13 protein-coding genes are annotated in these 15,129 nt (G+C 42.9%); 8 read left to right on the top strand and 5 right to left on the bottom strand.

Annotated features, from left to right (window positions below; genetic code table 11):
- Positions 1 to 101 precede the first annotated feature (101 nt).
- Together V7K48_RS05490 and V7K48_RS05485 are read right to left on the bottom strand one after the other, a co-directional pair.
- Complete coding sequence (locus V7K48_RS05490) at positions 102 to 770, bottom strand: DUF1345 domain-containing protein (protein ID WP_335070334.1); 669 nt, start codon at positions 768 to 770, stop codon at positions 102 to 104.
- A 575-nt stretch (positions 771 to 1,345) separates the two neighbouring features.
- A complete protein-coding gene (locus V7K48_RS05485) occupies positions 1,346 to 4,486 on the bottom strand; it encodes a hypothetical protein (RefSeq protein WP_335070332.1) in 3,141 nt (1,046 codons plus the stop codon).
- Between the two features lie 614 nt (positions 4,487 to 5,100).
- Here V7K48_RS05485 and V7K48_RS05480 point away from each other — a divergent pair.
- On the top strand, positions 5,101 to 5,298 hold the full coding sequence (locus V7K48_RS05480; RefSeq protein WP_179065660.1) for a hypothetical protein: 198 nt from the start codon (positions 5,101 to 5,103) through the stop codon (positions 5,296 to 5,298).
- 82 nt (positions 5,299 to 5,380) lie between these two features.
- Positions 5,381 to 5,857 carry a Tic20 family protein gene (locus V7K48_RS05475; protein WP_334968335.1) on the top strand — a complete coding sequence of 159 codons (477 nt, stop codon included), beginning with the start codon at positions 5,381 to 5,383 and terminating at the stop codon, positions 5,855 to 5,857.
- A 3-nt stretch (positions 5,858 to 5,860) separates the two neighbouring features.
- On the opposite strand, the gene V7K48_RS05470 is transcribed toward V7K48_RS05475, so the two are convergent.
- Positions 5,861 to 6,634 carry a fumarylacetoacetate hydrolase family protein gene (locus V7K48_RS05470; protein WP_334968333.1) on the bottom strand — a complete coding sequence of 258 codons (774 nt, stop codon included), beginning with the start codon at positions 6,632 to 6,634 and terminating at the stop codon, positions 5,861 to 5,863.
- 408 nt (positions 6,635 to 7,042) lie between these two features.
- On the opposite strand from V7K48_RS05470, the gene rpsF reads away from it, so the two are divergent.
- The 5 genes from rpsF to V7K48_RS05445 all read left to right on the top strand — a co-directional run bounded on the left by rpsF (position 7,043) and on the right by V7K48_RS05445 (position 9,406).
- On the top strand, positions 7,043 to 7,393 hold the full coding sequence (gene rpsF, locus V7K48_RS05465) for a 30S ribosomal protein S6 (RefSeq protein WP_335070330.1): 351 nt from the start codon (positions 7,043 to 7,045) through the stop codon (positions 7,391 to 7,393).
- A gap of 291 nt (positions 7,394 to 7,684) precedes the next feature.
- On the top strand, positions 7,685 to 8,245 hold the full coding sequence (locus V7K48_RS05460; protein ID WP_334968329.1) for an Npun_F5560 family protein: 561 nt from the start codon (positions 7,685 to 7,687) through the stop codon (positions 8,243 to 8,245).
- Positions 8,246 to 8,593: 348 nt separating this feature from the next.
- Positions 8,594 to 8,800, top strand: coding sequence for a hypothetical protein (locus tag V7K48_RS05455; protein ID WP_335070328.1), 207 nt, complete (start codon positions 8,594 to 8,596; stop codon positions 8,798 to 8,800).
- A complete protein-coding gene (locus V7K48_RS05450) occupies positions 8,776 to 8,898 on the top strand; it encodes a hypothetical protein (protein ID WP_335070373.1) in 123 nt (40 codons plus the stop codon). The genes V7K48_RS05455 and V7K48_RS05450 overlap by 25 nt, the downstream gene beginning before the upstream one ends.
- Positions 8,899 to 9,226: 328 nt before the next feature.
- Positions 9,227 to 9,406 carry a hypothetical protein gene (locus V7K48_RS05445; RefSeq protein ID WP_335070326.1) on the top strand — a complete coding sequence of 60 codons (180 nt, stop codon included), beginning with the start codon at positions 9,227 to 9,229 and terminating at the stop codon, positions 9,404 to 9,406.
- Positions 9,407 to 9,426: 20 nt separating this feature from the next.
- Here the strand turns inward: V7K48_RS05445 and V7K48_RS05440 are convergent, their stop codons facing one another.
- A complete protein-coding gene (locus V7K48_RS05440) occupies positions 9,427 to 10,719 on the bottom strand; it encodes a dicarboxylate/amino acid:cation symporter (RefSeq protein ID WP_335070324.1) in 1,293 nt (430 codons plus the stop codon).
- A gap of 193 nt (positions 10,720 to 10,912) precedes the next feature.
- On the opposite strand from V7K48_RS05440, the gene V7K48_RS05435 reads away from it, so the two are divergent.
- Complete coding sequence (locus tag V7K48_RS05435; protein ID WP_335070322.1) at positions 10,913 to 13,543, top strand: DNA polymerase III subunit alpha; 2,631 nt, start codon at positions 10,913 to 10,915, stop codon at positions 13,541 to 13,543.
- Positions 13,544 to 13,701: 158 nt separating this feature from the next.
- On the opposite strand, the gene V7K48_RS05430 is transcribed toward V7K48_RS05435, so the two are convergent.
- On the bottom strand, positions 13,702 to 14,847 hold the full coding sequence (locus V7K48_RS05430) for a SpoIID/LytB domain-containing protein (protein ID WP_335070320.1): 1,146 nt from the start codon (positions 14,845 to 14,847) through the stop codon (positions 13,702 to 13,704).
- Between the last annotated feature and the right edge of the window lie 282 nt (positions 14,848 to 15,129).

Here is a 15,129-nt window from a genome sequence, read left to right as displayed (position 1 = left end):
CAAAACTCTTAAGAAATTGATTGGAAAAATTGGCAATATAATTTCCTCTTTCTGTAAGTAGAGAACCAAATAATCATCCTTTTGGCTGAGTCAAGCAATTTTTAAATCAGCGATGCAACGATATTAATAGTCATAGCCAAAATGGTGGTATTGAAAAAGAAGGATAATATGCTATGTAACAGAGTCAAGCGCCTCATATCGGGTGATGTAGTTTGCACATCTGAAACTTGACTAGTCATGCCAACTACAAATGAATAATATAAAAATTCCCAATAGTCTGGACAGTCGTTATGAGGAAAATCTAATCCTCTGGTGATCTCTTGACTATTATTACGATTAATGTATTTGTAATAGCTGTGTGCATATTGCACTGCAAACATCGTATGCACTAGTAACCAGGAACCGACAATGGTCATAATTGCAAGTATGACATGTACGGTAAGCAGAATTGTTGACAACCCTTTTTTATCAGTCAGTAAAAACCCAATAGCTAAAACACTGGCACAAGCCGCAGCTATCACCAGGATGAATATAGCCAAATGTCCTTCATATTCATTCTCAGCATAACGGCGAATTTTTTCTGGCGTGGCCTTGATCATTTTCCACCACGTTACGGTTAAGAAAAAGTCTATACCGGAGTTCCAAGCGCAGAGGATGCGAGTGGGTAAGTGCAGCAAATGCGGAAGGATTACTGAAACTAATACAGCGAGTCCGACTGCAATGATTAGTCGGGGTCGAGGGTCAAAGTTTTTAAATAAATTCAGGTTCACAAATATCTTGCACCAAGTGATGGTGATTAAAAATCATACTCCAGTTGCTACCCTTTGGAGAATCCGAACCTTTATTTTTAAGTTTTTCCCCAAAATTTGTGGTTTACTGATTTTTGTCTTGAGCAAAATTTTATAGCATAATCTCCGTTAGAATACAAGTCTTTTTGAGTAAGTTAAATAGGAAAATATCACTTGCCTAGAGGGGACATAATGAATGAAGCTGCCCATCAGTGGCGTTTAGCGATCGCTAAAGAAAAAGCAGATACTGCTAACTAGTCGAGATTGAAGATACGGGTGTGAGAATGACTCCCGAACATCTGGAAAAATCTTCCTGCCCTTTGAGCAAGTGGGAGATATGAAAAAACAAGGTGAAGCAATTTTGGATTTTAGACTTTCCTGCGGAACGCTACGCGTAGCTTGCTTCTCCATTCGCGGAGCGTCTGTCTGCGACACGCTGCGCGAACGTAGAGAAGGAGTACGACTACGCTCAGTCGAACGATTTTAGATTAACCCCATCAATCAAGTCACTTGCTTGTCATTATCCCTAAGTTACTATTTTTACTCCCTACTCGCGATCACATACCCAGGAGTTCATCTAGCTGCAAGCTAGGCAGGTCTGGAGGAATCACAGTTCGTACTATTGTGACTTTGTGACTCTCCTGTTGGGTTGTTGGATCAAGTGCGATCGCTTCCAAGCGAATTTCCAAACAGCCTAAGGGAATGTTTAATTGTGTCATCACTTCCAACCCTCCCAATGCATTAGGTAGTAAATTTGTCAATAAATGCGGCTCATCTAGTAACCAGCGAGTTTGATAATCTTCAAGCCATAACTTGACAACAACTTGCGGAGGTACTTCAGGCAGTACTACGCGCACCATGACAGACTTGCCAGCGATTAGTTCACCTTCTGGCACATGCAGTTGGGGAATTGGCAAAGGCTCAGTGGCTGCCGCAATTATAAATAAAGAAGGGGATAAATCTAACAGTGGTTGCTCCTCTTCTTCAAAGCGGTAACTCTTCGTTGTATCGGCTTCCAGTTCACTAAATGTATCATCTACAACAATTTCTTGCGCTAACCAAGCTGACGCTATATTTATTTTTATCGGAGGAGGGGGGGGCGGTAGTTGTGTTAACAGAGGCGGTGAGAGTGTTGGTTCTAATACTTTTTCTAGTTCCGTATTTTTTCTTATCCCCAGATCCACTTCCTTCGCTATGTCTACATCTTCCCCGAAATTCCCTAGATCGGAAGCCAACTCTTGGATTTCTTCCCATGTCCCCTGTCCTTTGCGCGTCTGTGTCAGCAGAAGTTCTGAGCGATCGCAATTTTCGCTCAAATTCTTCTTTGTATTGGTATCTAGGTTTAACGGCAAGTTAACATCAACATTCGCATTTTCTGCACTTAAAGAAAGCGACGTCTGCTGCGCTGAAACATAATTATCGTAGTCTTGAGGTTGCAGATCATTAATGGATTCAGGCAAAGAGTATCCTTGGCTCTCCATCCACTTCCTGAGTAAAGGAGATGAGTAAAGGTTATCTGTTGTAATGAATTGTGTATTTGGCTGGGCTACTACTTCAGCAACAGATTCCTCCTGGAATTGTATATTCGGTTGGGCTATTACTTCAGCAGCAGATTCCTCCTGGAATTGTGCATCATCTACTATTAATTCAAGTGTATTTTCATCTTCAGCTATAGTTGCGTCCAACTGTGGTAAGTCTTCAGCCGCTAGAACTTGCCATGCATCCGGGGGGACATTGCTTTTTACTTCCTCTGCATCACCTGGCAAAGCTTGTAGTCGTCTCAAGTATGGAAAAGTAGTGTCGAGTATTGGCATTCGACGTTGCCTGATGACCAATTGCTCCAAGTTGATGGCAGCTATAGTAGCATCCTTTTCTAGAAGCACCTCCTGTTTAGGTTGTTCTGCAACAACATCTGTGGGAGTCTTGGCATCGGTTTGAATTGGGGGCAGTTTCGGCAATTGAGGCGAAGTGGCTGAATTCTTCAGCTGAGATGTCCGCAGGGTGGCTTCTCGCAGAACTTGTAGATTAATTTGCGGTGGTAGGGGTGTGTTTGGGGATGGATTAAGTATCTGAGACTGGTCTGTTTTTGGGAGCTTGACCAGATTGAATAGTTTCAAATCGAGCCTCACAGCTGCCTCTGGTTCTGTGAAAGCTACAGATGAGTCTGATGCTATGGGGTCATTTAAGGATCTACTAGGTTTTGCTGCGGCTGTGATTGCCAGTAATTCTGTTACATCTGCTGTAATGGTGAAGGACTGGCTGGCTAACCGGATAACTTCACCAACATCGGTGAATCTACCATACAAACTGATATCTGCCAAAATTAACTTGGATTCACAGTCAGCAGGAATATCAATTGAAGTATTGATGGTGAAGGGCAAGTCCTGGTCTGGTAAGGGTTGCCGTACCTGGGTGAAGATTTTTGAGTTCTTGGGCGATCGCAGTTCAATTCCTAGTTCAAGGGCCCGCAAGCTTTTTGGGGATAATGTTTCAGCCTGCTCTAGATTTGTCTTTTCTTTGAGTTCTATCTGCCCATTGATGCTAAGAGCTTGTCCCCAACGAGCAATATAAGTATCCTGACCTAAAGTTAGCAGTAATGGTGGCGGTGGTTGTGTTGCTGGAGAATCTGTAACCTTTTGCTCTTTTGGCAAGAGTTCAGAAGCAGGTAAAGCTAAATCTATTAAATTTTGTAAAATCTCCTCTGTCGTCTCACCTTTGAGCCACACAGGACTCACAAGCTGATCGATAACTATATTTTCTTCCGTTTCATCTATCAGAACAATGGTAGCAGGGTTGCTGTATGTAGCAATTACCACTTCTGTGGAAACAGAGATCGCTTGATCTAACGTAATTGTGGGTTCTGCTGGGGTAGTATATTCCCAGTTTCTATCATCTGCCACAACAGTGGTATCAGGGTTACTATATGTAGCAATTGCCACTTCTTTAAAAACAGCGATCGCTTTATTCAAGGTAATTGCAGGTTCTGCTGGGGTAGTAGATTCCAAGTTTCCTTCATTTGTCAGAACAATAGTAGCAGGGTTGCTATTTGTAGCAATTATCACTTCTGCAGAAACAGCGGTCGCTTTGTCTAAGGTAATTGCGGGTTCTAATGGGGTAGTAGATTCCAAGTTTCCTTCATCTGGCAGGACAGTGTTAGCAGGGTTGCTATATGTAGCAATTGCCACTTCTGTGGAAACAGCGATCACTTTATCTAACGTAATTGCGGGTTCTGCTCGGGCAGTATATTCCAAGTTTCCAGAAACAGTATTTGGGTGATCAGGTGAATTTGATTCTACATTCTCCCCCTGCTCCCCCTGCTCCCCCTGCTTCCCATCCTCTCCCTCTCCCCCCTGGGACAATACTTGAAGTTGGACACTATATTGCCAAGATTTACCAAACAGATCCGACATCAAATCGCCGCAACAGCGCAACTCCCAAACTCCCTGCTGGAAGTAGGTAAAAGGAATTACCGCTATTAAGCCTTCTAAGTTAGTGCGACGCGATCGCTTGAAAATTCGCCGCGTTGGTTGAACTTCCTGGGTTGAAGAGTGAGTTACTCGCACTTCCACGTCTGTATTAGGAAGGTTAGAACGAGCCAAAACTCTATACCGCCCTTCCAAAATTTCCAAATTTGGCGATTCTAGGATGTGCCACGAGCGATCGCCTTGTTTCTGTATCAGAAATTGCCAGTGTTCCATTGTGAGTGATGCCCAGACCGACGAGCCGCACAGTTATATTGTGTATTACCTTGCTTGCAAGTTTACCTCAGTATTTTGTAAATGCATCACTTAAATAGCTATCAAGTTAACTCAGTTTTACTTACTTGAATTTTCGCACTTTAACTAGTCGTGTCAAGGGAATTTCAAGGGATCGCTGTGTTGCCTGAGCAGAAAGCTTTTGTTGTTTGTTAAATATTAAGTTTGACACTCTCCAGTGCTAAATTAACAGGGATGCAATGAATACCGAACCCTCTCTCTGCTCAACCTTAGTGCGAAATTTTTGTATTATATTTTACTAAGATGTCCAGTTTGCAGTAAACACAACATACAATAAATTAAGATTCACTTGACAATTTTTATTAAATTGTGATTGACCACATTTTTGCTACAAAGAAGTAGATGTGCCTCTTAAGTGTCCTCTGCGATCGCCCACGCTGGGCGCAAAGCGTCATCGCAAATCACAACACTTAACAAAAGCAAAACGCACCTACCTACCTGAAGTGGTTCAAAGAGTCGCTACAAAGCGTGTGCTCAGCTGAGTGAAATGTGGGTGACAATGAGGATTTACAGGGAGGATTTACAGGACGGATTCGATGCTAGTCATTTTAATGGACGATCAAATCCTTGCCCCTGAGCAAGTTTGCCAGTCTTGTTTACTCGCTGACGGGAGCGGTCAACCCCGTTGGCGTGGGGGTCAACTGCGCTGTGGTCAAGCCATTCGCAAACTTACTCAACAGCAGCCAGACCAATATGAGTGTATGATGGGCTTTCGCATCGCCCATATAGAATAGTCGAATTTGCCAGCATGACCAAGCAACTGCGTTATCCTAAGTTCAAGTAACTATTGAATATTTCACTAGAGGAGAACGTATAATGTCTTGGCGCGGGTCTACAACGGTTTCAGATCGGATTTTTGCTTCCTTGCCTTATTTGCTTCCTCTAATTGAGGTTTTTGTATTTGGTAGATATTTGCTCTCAGAGTTTCCACCACTACAACTGCTGTTTCTGCCGCTTCTGCCATTGTTGAGAATTTACTACGGCGTGCGTTATGCAGGAATGATTATTTTCTTTGCTTTATTTTTGCTGGTAGTGAGAAACGAAAAAATTAGTCACTTTATTCGTTTCAACACCATGCAAGCAATCCTTTTGGACATCATTATCTTTTTGTTTAGCATCCTGACTGATGTTGTGGGACTAGTTCCTGTTGGTGGTTTTGCAATCCAAACCTTATCCACCACCATTTTTATCGGCATAGTGGGAATAGTTGCATATTCAGTCATCCAGTCTGTAAGCGGACGTTATGCGGAAATTCCGGCGATTTCTGATGCAGTGTATATGCAAGTGCGTTAGAAGTTAACGGGCCACTATGGTATTTTCCAGGCGACCAATACCTTCAATTTCTACGCGGACGCGATCGCCTGGGTGCAATGGACTTACACCCTCCGGCGTACCTGTAAGCACCAAATCACCGGGTAGTAGCGTCATAACCTGACTGATATAAGAAACCAAAACATCGGGGGAAAACACCATCTGATCTATACAGGCAGATTGGACTGGATTGGTGTCCTTATTCACAAAAGTCTGCAATCTCGCTCCTGGATTTAATTCCCGCACAATCCAAGGTCCCAAGGGACAGAAAGTATCAAAACCTTTGGCTCGTGTCCATTGACCATCCCGTTTTTGTAAATCCCGCGCTGTGACGTCATTGGCGATGGTGTAGCCCCAAATTTTGGTTTGGGCTACCTCTGGTGTACATTCAAAGGCGTAATCACCAATCACTAATGCTAACTCTCCTTCGTAGTCAACTCGTTGCGACTGGGGAGGATACTTGATTTCCCACTCAGATGGAATGATCGACGTGGGTGGCTTGAGAAAGATTAGTGGCTCAGAAGGTACTGGAGTTCCCATTTCAGCGGCATGATCTGCGTAATTCTTACCCACCGCCACAATTTTTGAAGGAGCGCAGGGAGCCAGAATTTGGTAATTTTCTGGTGTCAATGTTAAATCAGTAGGTTGTCCTTGTAACCAGGGTGGAGCATCTAGCACCTGCACATTCAGGGATAGTTGGAGTAACCCATAGTAAATCTGTCCTTCTTGATTTTGAATTCGCACATAGCGCTGCGCCATAACCTTGATGAATATCCTTTTATCTGCTTTTTTGTTACTGTGAACGGGTAGCAATCGTCAGTTAGCTTTTTAGTTAACCTGACCTTGAGCCTGAAAGCGATCGCTATAGATGCCCTTAGGGAAAGATACCCGTTGGCAAAGCTGATAGCTTGATCAATTTGCTGGCGAGTACCAAAAACTGGATTTTTACTTGCTAAAGAAATATCGGGGTCACCTCCGGACCTAGCTTTGATTAGGGACATCCAAAAAATCCAAACTTCGGCGATTTGGCTAATGAAACAAAATTGAAAACTGGTAAGATTATAGTTCCTTGTTGCTTCAGATGTTGATTAATACTGGTATTTTAAATAAAAAACAGGTATAAATTAACGTCAGCAGCCACTTTTGTCCATGAGGAAACTGAAAAATATGACTACAAATTACGAAACAATGTACATCCTGCGTCCTGACCTGGGAGACGAACAGGCAGAGCAAGCAATTACCAAATATCAGAATTTGCTGCGCGACCAAGGCGCTCAGGATATGCAAATTCAAAATCGTGGTAAGCGACGTCTGGCTTATGAAATCAAAAAACACCGCGATGGCATCTACATCCAGTTAAACTACACTGCGCCTGCAACTGCGATCGCCCCCTTTGAACGCGCCATGCGCTTGAGTGAAGAAGTGATTCGCTATCTGACAATTAAGCAGGATATCGCAGAAGAAAAACCTCCTAAAGAGGAAAAAGAAAAGCCTGCTAAAGTGGCTGCAACGGTCTAAGGACTAGGGAGTAGGGAACAGCAGAGCATAGGAGCAGGGGGAGTGGGAGAAACCAATGCCCAATACTTCTCATCTTAGGCTGTGCCTTAAGCGAAGCTATGCCGCAGGCTTTACGGCTTCGCTCAGGACAAGTTTAGTACAAATGCCCCATTCCCATTCAGTAAAATTTTGTCTTTTTCTTTTTTCGTGACTTGTCTGGGAATGCTAAATTAACAAATACTTGGCAAAGGTAGTACTCCCGCAGTTATACCTAAGAGTGGACAAGATTCTGAATGGGAGATGTAAGCTACTGTGAGCCAATCTGATACACCCAATATTCAAGTTCTCTCTACAGAAGTATCGCAGCTACGCCAAGAGTTGCAACTTCGTGATCAATTAGTGCAACAATTATCTCAAGAACTCTTCCGGCTGGTAAAGGGTAACACTAGTTTTATGCCCCAGCAGCCGGAGCTTGAGCGCGATCTGACCCAGTTACAGGCTTTGCAAGAACAACTCCAAGCTGTGGAGCAGCAGGTAGCGTTCTACCAAGAGCAAATTACAACTCGTGACTCCGAAATTTACCAATTGCGACAGTCAGTTCAAGAACTCACCGATCGCAGTCGGATGTTGGAGCAAGTAGTACAAGAGTTGCCTCAAATTTACCGTCGGAAGTTTGAGGAGCGGATGACGCCAGTCAGAGAAAAGGTAGCAATGCTACAACGGGAAAACCGCCAACTACAAGCAGAACTGCAAAGTGTGAGTTACCGTTTAGCACTTAAAACTCGCAATGCTAGTCACAGCGGCATTGATTTGCCAAATTTTCCCCGCCCAGCATCCGAACAAACTAATATTTCGACTCCCCAGAATGCCTAAAATTACCATTATGGTGGAATCGAAGAGGTAAGAAATTGATGTGGCAAAGGATCTTGGACACATCCAAGTAGTACATCAAGGCAAAAATAACTATAGAGTTGGAAATAATGCAAAGGCTGATATTCTAGCCTTTCTTACCTCTTGCCTCCTTGAACTAGTTATGTCGGATATTGTCGTCTGAATTTTCGGTGATGCGGAAATTATTACAACGTGATAATTGCGGCAATGTTTTTTGATGGGAATCAGATTAAGGCTTACACCCTGATAATACTAATGACGGTAATGGCGGCAGCATTACTGGTACTTTTAACCTGATATATCAACCCAGTCAACGACGCACCTGTTACGGTGAATGATACTGCTAGAGCTGCTAAATATACTGCCCTGAGTATTCAAACAAAGACCCTGCTGGCTAACGATACCGACATCGATAGCAACAACCTCAAAGTGACTGGCGTCAGTGGCGCTATCCACTGTATAGCCGTCCCAAGAATAACTGAATTCCCAGCAACTCGGCAGATGACTTCATCGTGTTTACACCAACTACCGAGTTAAGATTCTGGATGGCAATGCGATCGCTGACAAAAATCTTTGCAACAGATGAATCGGCTATAGAGATGTATATCTGTACGCCCTTACCAACGGATCTGTAGGAATGTCGTGAAATGGTTAGGACTTACGCAAAAAACTCTTAAACTCTTATTCCTCCGTGTCCTCTGCGCCTCTGTGGTTCGATTTTCCATTACCTGTGCGTAAGTCCTGATGGTATGACTTTTCACGGGATGTGAAATCAGAAAAATGGTGTGCGAATTTAAGTATTAAAGCGGAAACAACATAAATTCACTTACTGAAATTCCGCAATTGCCACCAAGACAAGTGCAAAAACCCAGTGTAGTCTTTAACTATAAAAACAGTATCAGGCAATTGCTAGACAAAATGCCAAGTATGGTCACTAAACTTTTATAATATTTTGTTGTTCTTATGACTCCAAAACACACCAAAATTAAATTTCCCCTTTGGCAGTATTTGAACCAGCCTTTATTTAGTCACGATACTAAATTAGTATTGAATCCCCATCGCTTTGCATTGATCTGGCGTCTTCGACTTCTAGAACGCTGCTGGACTAGAGAATGTGATGCCAAAGGGCCTCAACAGCATTAGATTTCTGAAAAGCCGTCAAACTAAGCCTCCTCTACAGAACGAGGCTTTTTGCCGTCAAGTAAAGCACTGACAGTCATATCTCCCATGACATTAATCGCGGTGCGGCAGCGATCTAGAAACCAGTCTACAGTAACTAGCAAAGCGATGTACTGGGTAGGTAAGCCTACAGAAGTGAACACCAATGTCATCGTTACCAGTCCAGCATTGGGAATATTCGCCGCACCTACAGATGCAAAAATCGAGGTAAGGATGACAATTAACTGCTGTCCCAGACTCAGATGTTGCCCAATCAGTTGGGAAATATACAACGCAGACATTGCTTCATAGAGGGCAGTACCATCATTATTGAAATTTGCCCCGACTAATGCCCCCAAGGCAGCAGAAGATTCTCTTAAACCGACTTTTGTTTGCAAAACCTCAAAGGTTACGGGCATTGCCGCCGCAGAAGAAGAAGTTGAGAAAGCTGTCAAAAAGGCATCAGAACCGCCAGCTAGGAATCTTAGCGGGTGTACCCAAGAACCAAATTTTACTCTGATCAGGTAGTAGCACGCCTGCAATACCAGTGCTAACAGCACCGCCACGATAAATGCACCCAAAGATTTAAACGGTGCAAAGCCCTGCATAGCAATGGTTTTAGCTACAATCCCAAAGACTGCGAACGGCACTAAGGCAATTACCCAGTTGAGGATACGGACTACCGCTTCAAATAAAATCCCGATAACATCCTCAATTGGCTGGTATCCGTTCTTGCCTTGGGCAATTTGTTCAGATTTTAATCCTCGCAGAACGATGCCGAAACTCAGGGCAATCACAATTAGTTGGATGACATTATTATCAACTAATGGCTTGAGGACAGCTTCCGGTACAGCATCTTTGACTATTCCCCAAGGGTCAAGATTCTGAGGAGTTATTTCTGTACTTGTTGAGGTGGCTACATTGCCCCAAGTCCCTGGACGCAGCACATTCGCTACGAAAAGTCCTACTAAAATAGCTACGGTAGTGTTGGTTAAAAGTAGCACTGCCAGCCGCCGTCCGGCTGTACCAGGGATGTTAGTAGTCATCAAAGTATGCAGCACGGCTACCAAAATTAGGGGCGTAGCTAGGGCGCGGAGAGCTTTTAACACCAATTCAGCCGGAATTGCTAAATTGTTGATTAAGGTGGCATTGCTTGGATTAGGATTCCCCGCACCAAGGGCAATTCCGACGCTGACTGCTACTACTAGGGCAATGAGAATTTGCAATGTGAGAGGGATACGCTGCCACCAAGGGCTAGCTTTGGTTTCAGGCGAAGTAGTACTCTCTGTTTGACTCATTAGTTAGATGCTGATTAACTGCTGTAACTATTAAAACAACACTGATAACAGTGGCAATTTCGGAAAAAGAACAGCTTTAATTTTAGTTAAAAACTGTTAATCTAAGATTCCGTTGCTTTGCAAAATCTAGCTCGAAAGGGTATACCACAAGGTAGGCCCCTAGAGATATCTTGGCTTGTGGTTGGAGATGCTTATGTCCTTTGTCCCTTTACATATTCACAGTGACTACAGTCTACTCGATGGAGCAAGTCAGCTACCAGAGTTGGTGGATCAAGCGATCGCACTGGGGATGAAAGCGATCGCCCTTACTGATCATGGCGTCATGTATGGCGCGGTTGAATTGATCAAAATCTGCCGTAGTCAAAATATTAAGCCGATTATCGGCAATGAAATGTATGTAATTAATGGTGATATTGAGAAACAAGAACGCCGTCCGAAATATCATCAAGTTGTTTTAGCTAAAAATACCAAAGGTTACAAAAATTTAGTCAAAATAACCACAATTTCTCATCTCAAAGGTGTTCAAGGCAAAGGAATTTTTTCTCGTCCTTGTATTAATAAAGATTTACTAAAAGAATATCATGAAGGCTTGATTGTAACCAGTGCTTGCTTGGGAGGAGAAATCCCCCAAGCAATTCTTAGCGGTAGACCAGATGCAGCCCGAAAAGTTGCTCAGTGGTATAAAGATGTATTTGGTGAAGATTATTATCTAGAAATTCAAGACCACGGCTCCCAAGAAGACCGAATTGTTAATGTCGAAATAATTAAAATTGCCCGGGAACTAGGCATTAAAATTATTGCTACCAATGATTCTCATTTTATTTCTTGTTTTGACGTTGAAGCCCACGATGCTTTGCTATGTATTCAGACTGGCAAGCTAATTGCTGAAGATAAGCGGATGCGTTATAGCGGTACAGAGTATCTCAAATCTGGTGAGGAAATGCAGCAGCTATTTCGTGACCATTTGCCAGATGATGTGATTGCAGAAGCTGTAGCCACCACTGAAGAAGTGGCCGATAAAGTTGAGCCTTACCATATTATGGGTGAGCCTCAGATTCCTACTCCCCCCATTCCGTCTGGTCATACTGCTGACACTTACGCCGAAGATGTTGCATGGAGCGGACTTTTAGAACGATTAAATCGCAAATCCCGCCAGGAAGTCGATTCTGTCTATAAAGAAAGATTGGAATACGAGCTGAAAATGATTCAGCAAATGGGTTTTTCCAAATACTTTTTAGTTGTATGGGACTATATCAAATTTGCTAGAGATAATAACATTCCTGTGGGCCCCGGTCGGGGTTCAGCGGCTGGTTCATTAGTGGCCTATGCGATGCGAATTACTAATATCGACCCTGTGCATCATGGATTACTATTTGAACGTTTTTTGAACCCAGAACGGAAATCCATGCCTGATATTGATACAGATTTCTGTATTGAACAACGGGATAAAGTTATTGAATATGTAACTGATAAATATGGTGCAGATAGAGTTGCTCAAATTATTACTTTTAACCGCCTAACTTCTAAAGCAGTTTTGAAAGATGTCGCCAGAGTATTGAATATTCCTTACGGGGAATCTGACAAAATGGCGAAATTAATTCCTGTGGTGCGGGGGAAACCAACGAAACTCAAGGTAATGATTTCTAATCAAACCCCAGAACCAGAGTTTAAAGAGAAATATGATAAAGAACCCCATGTTCGCCATTGGCTTGATATGGCGATGCGAATTGAAGGAACTAACAAGACATTTGGTGTTCATGCAGCAGGTGTGGTAATTTCTGCCGATCCACTTGATGAAATTGTCCCACTACAGAAGAATAATGACGGTTCTGTAATTACTCAGTATTTCATGGAAGACCTGGAATCAATGGGTTTGTTGAAAATGGATTTTCTGGGTTTACGGAACCTGACGCTGATTCAAAAGACCGTTGATTTGATTCAAGAAACTAGAGGATATCGGGTTGATCCTGATGAAATTCCGCGCCAGGAAAGAAAAGCCCAGAAGATATTAGCTAAAGGTGAACATAGCAGTTTACCTAAAGATGTACAAAAAACTTATGAACTATTAGAAGCAGGTGAGTTAGAAGGAATATTCCAATTAGAATCTTCTGGGATGCGTCAGATAGTACGAGATTTGAAGCCTTCTAATATAGAAGATATTTCTTCAATTTTGGCACTTTATCGACCGGGGCCATTAGATGCGGGACTGATTCCGAAATTTATTAACCGTAAACATGGTCGAGAAAAGATAGATTATCAACACACCATTTTAGAAACAATATTAGACGAAACCTATGGGATTATGGTCTATCAAGAGCAAATTATGAAAATTGCTCAAGAGATGGCTGGATATTCTTTAGGACAAGCTGACTTGCTGCGTCGGGCGATGGGTAAAAAGAAAGTTTCTGAGATGCAAAAGCAGCGAGAAAAATTTGTGGATGGCGCTGCGAAAAATGGCGTTCAGAAAAAAATTGCAGATGAATTATTTGAGCAAATGTTGAAATTTGCTGAATATTGTTTAAGCTATGACACGGAAATATTGACAGCAGAATACGGATTGCTGCCGATTGGAGAAATTGTAGACAAACGTATTGAATGTAGTGTATACAGCGTTGATAATAATGGAAATATTTACACGCAACCTGTGGCACAATGGCACGATCGCGGACAACAAGAGGTGTTTGAGTATTGTTTGGAAGATGGTTCATTGATTCGGGCAACAAAAGATCATAAATTTATGACTGTTGATGGTCAAATGTTGCCAATTGATGAAATATTTGAACGGGAATTGGATTTGATGCAGGTAGAGGGTTTGCCCTGTTGAAGCCATAGGATTCTTAGCTCATTGACACTCTTAGCCCTAAATTGAATAAAACTATCGTCGCTTTGGACAAGTAGTTACTTTGTGAGTACCGCAGGTAATAAGAGAGGGGCGCTGGATAATACCAGCCCTCGACTCTACCATCTAAGTACAGGATTGGACTACTTCGCCTGAATTGGTGTTAGAGCTACACCTTGATAATAATGTCCCAAAATTTGCAGGTGGTTCACTCCTTGCCGAGCCAGATTGTACGCCCCCCACTGACTCATGCCTAAAGCATGACCGAAGCCAAGCCCTTGCAGTACAAAACTACCATTGGCTCCTTTAGTAACGCTAAAGCGGGTACTTTTTAGCTTCAGGGCTGTCCGCACTTCCTCGCCCTGTAGCACCTTTGTACCTTTGTTGCCGACAATTTTCAAGACTTTAACACTGCGGAAAGGCGAGTATGTCTCTGGAATCATATCCAAAACATTGCCCACCTCAGGAAATTTAGCGCTAATTTCAGTAGGTGAGAAGGTTTTCACCCAATTACACTCGCGGATATTTTGATCGTAGTCTTCAACAGCACGTAGGTAAGGCTCGTTGCTTCCCCAAACATCTTCCACGTTTTCGGTGTGTCCTCCAGAACAAGCGTGGAAAACTGAGAGAATAATCTGGTTTTTGTAAGTTAGTACCTGCCCTAGTGTGGAATCCACTGCGGCGTAAGTAGCAGGAGATTCACTGATGACGCCTTTGTAAATTTGCCAATGATCCGGGGTATTGCCTAAATCATAAATGGGATTATTCCGTTGTTTTTCTCGTTCGTAGAGGGCATAGGTGCGGGCTGCGATCGCTTGAGCTTTTAAAGCTTCTTGGGGCCAGCTAGCATCCATTTCGCCACCGAGAACGCTGTAGAGATATTCTTGGTCATCGACCCAGTTAACAGCGGTTAAGCCTTTTTCTGTGGGAACAACCAGAGTTCTGCCCCGATACCAGCGATCGCCAATATAAACGAATCCTTTACCAGTTGGCTCAATCCAAAATAAACCAGACTGCCATTTATCTAAAGCAACTCCACCAGGAACGGCTTGGGCATAATATGCACTCATCGCTGGTAACTGTCCGAGAGTCCTACCAGTACTATCCTTGACGACCCCAGTGGTGGAACTGCCTACTTTTATCTGATTAACCCCCCTCTCAATTGCCACACGCAGGATTACAGACGCTTGGGCTGGGGCAACCAAAGCTATCCACAAAAGGATACTTACCCACGAATGACGTACTTTAATCTGGGAAAATAAAGAGCCTAAGTAAAGTTGGAATTTCATGCTGATCATCTAATCACACTAGTATCTAATTAACGCTCTAGATTATGGCGTCTACTACTTTAAGATGAGACACTTCTCCAACGCAGGAGGTTGCCACCTCCTACTAATTATGCATTTTGCTTTAGCTATAAGGTAGAAATCAGTTAATCTTGCCACTAGCCCTTTCAAGGTGACTCATAAAATAAGATTGGGTAGTGGTAAATATGTAGTGATAATAAAATTAGGCGCTATAACAAGAATTATAATGATGAATAAAATACCAAATAGCACCAATATGATTAT

It is taken from the genome of Nostoc sp. (genome assembly GCF_036919615.1).
Taxonomy (GTDB): domain Bacteria; phylum Cyanobacteriota; class Cyanobacteriia; order Cyanobacteriales; family Nostocaceae; genus Nostoc.
The sequence above is the reverse complement of the archived record's forward strand: the minus strand, read 5'-3'. Positions and strand labels throughout refer to the sequence as shown.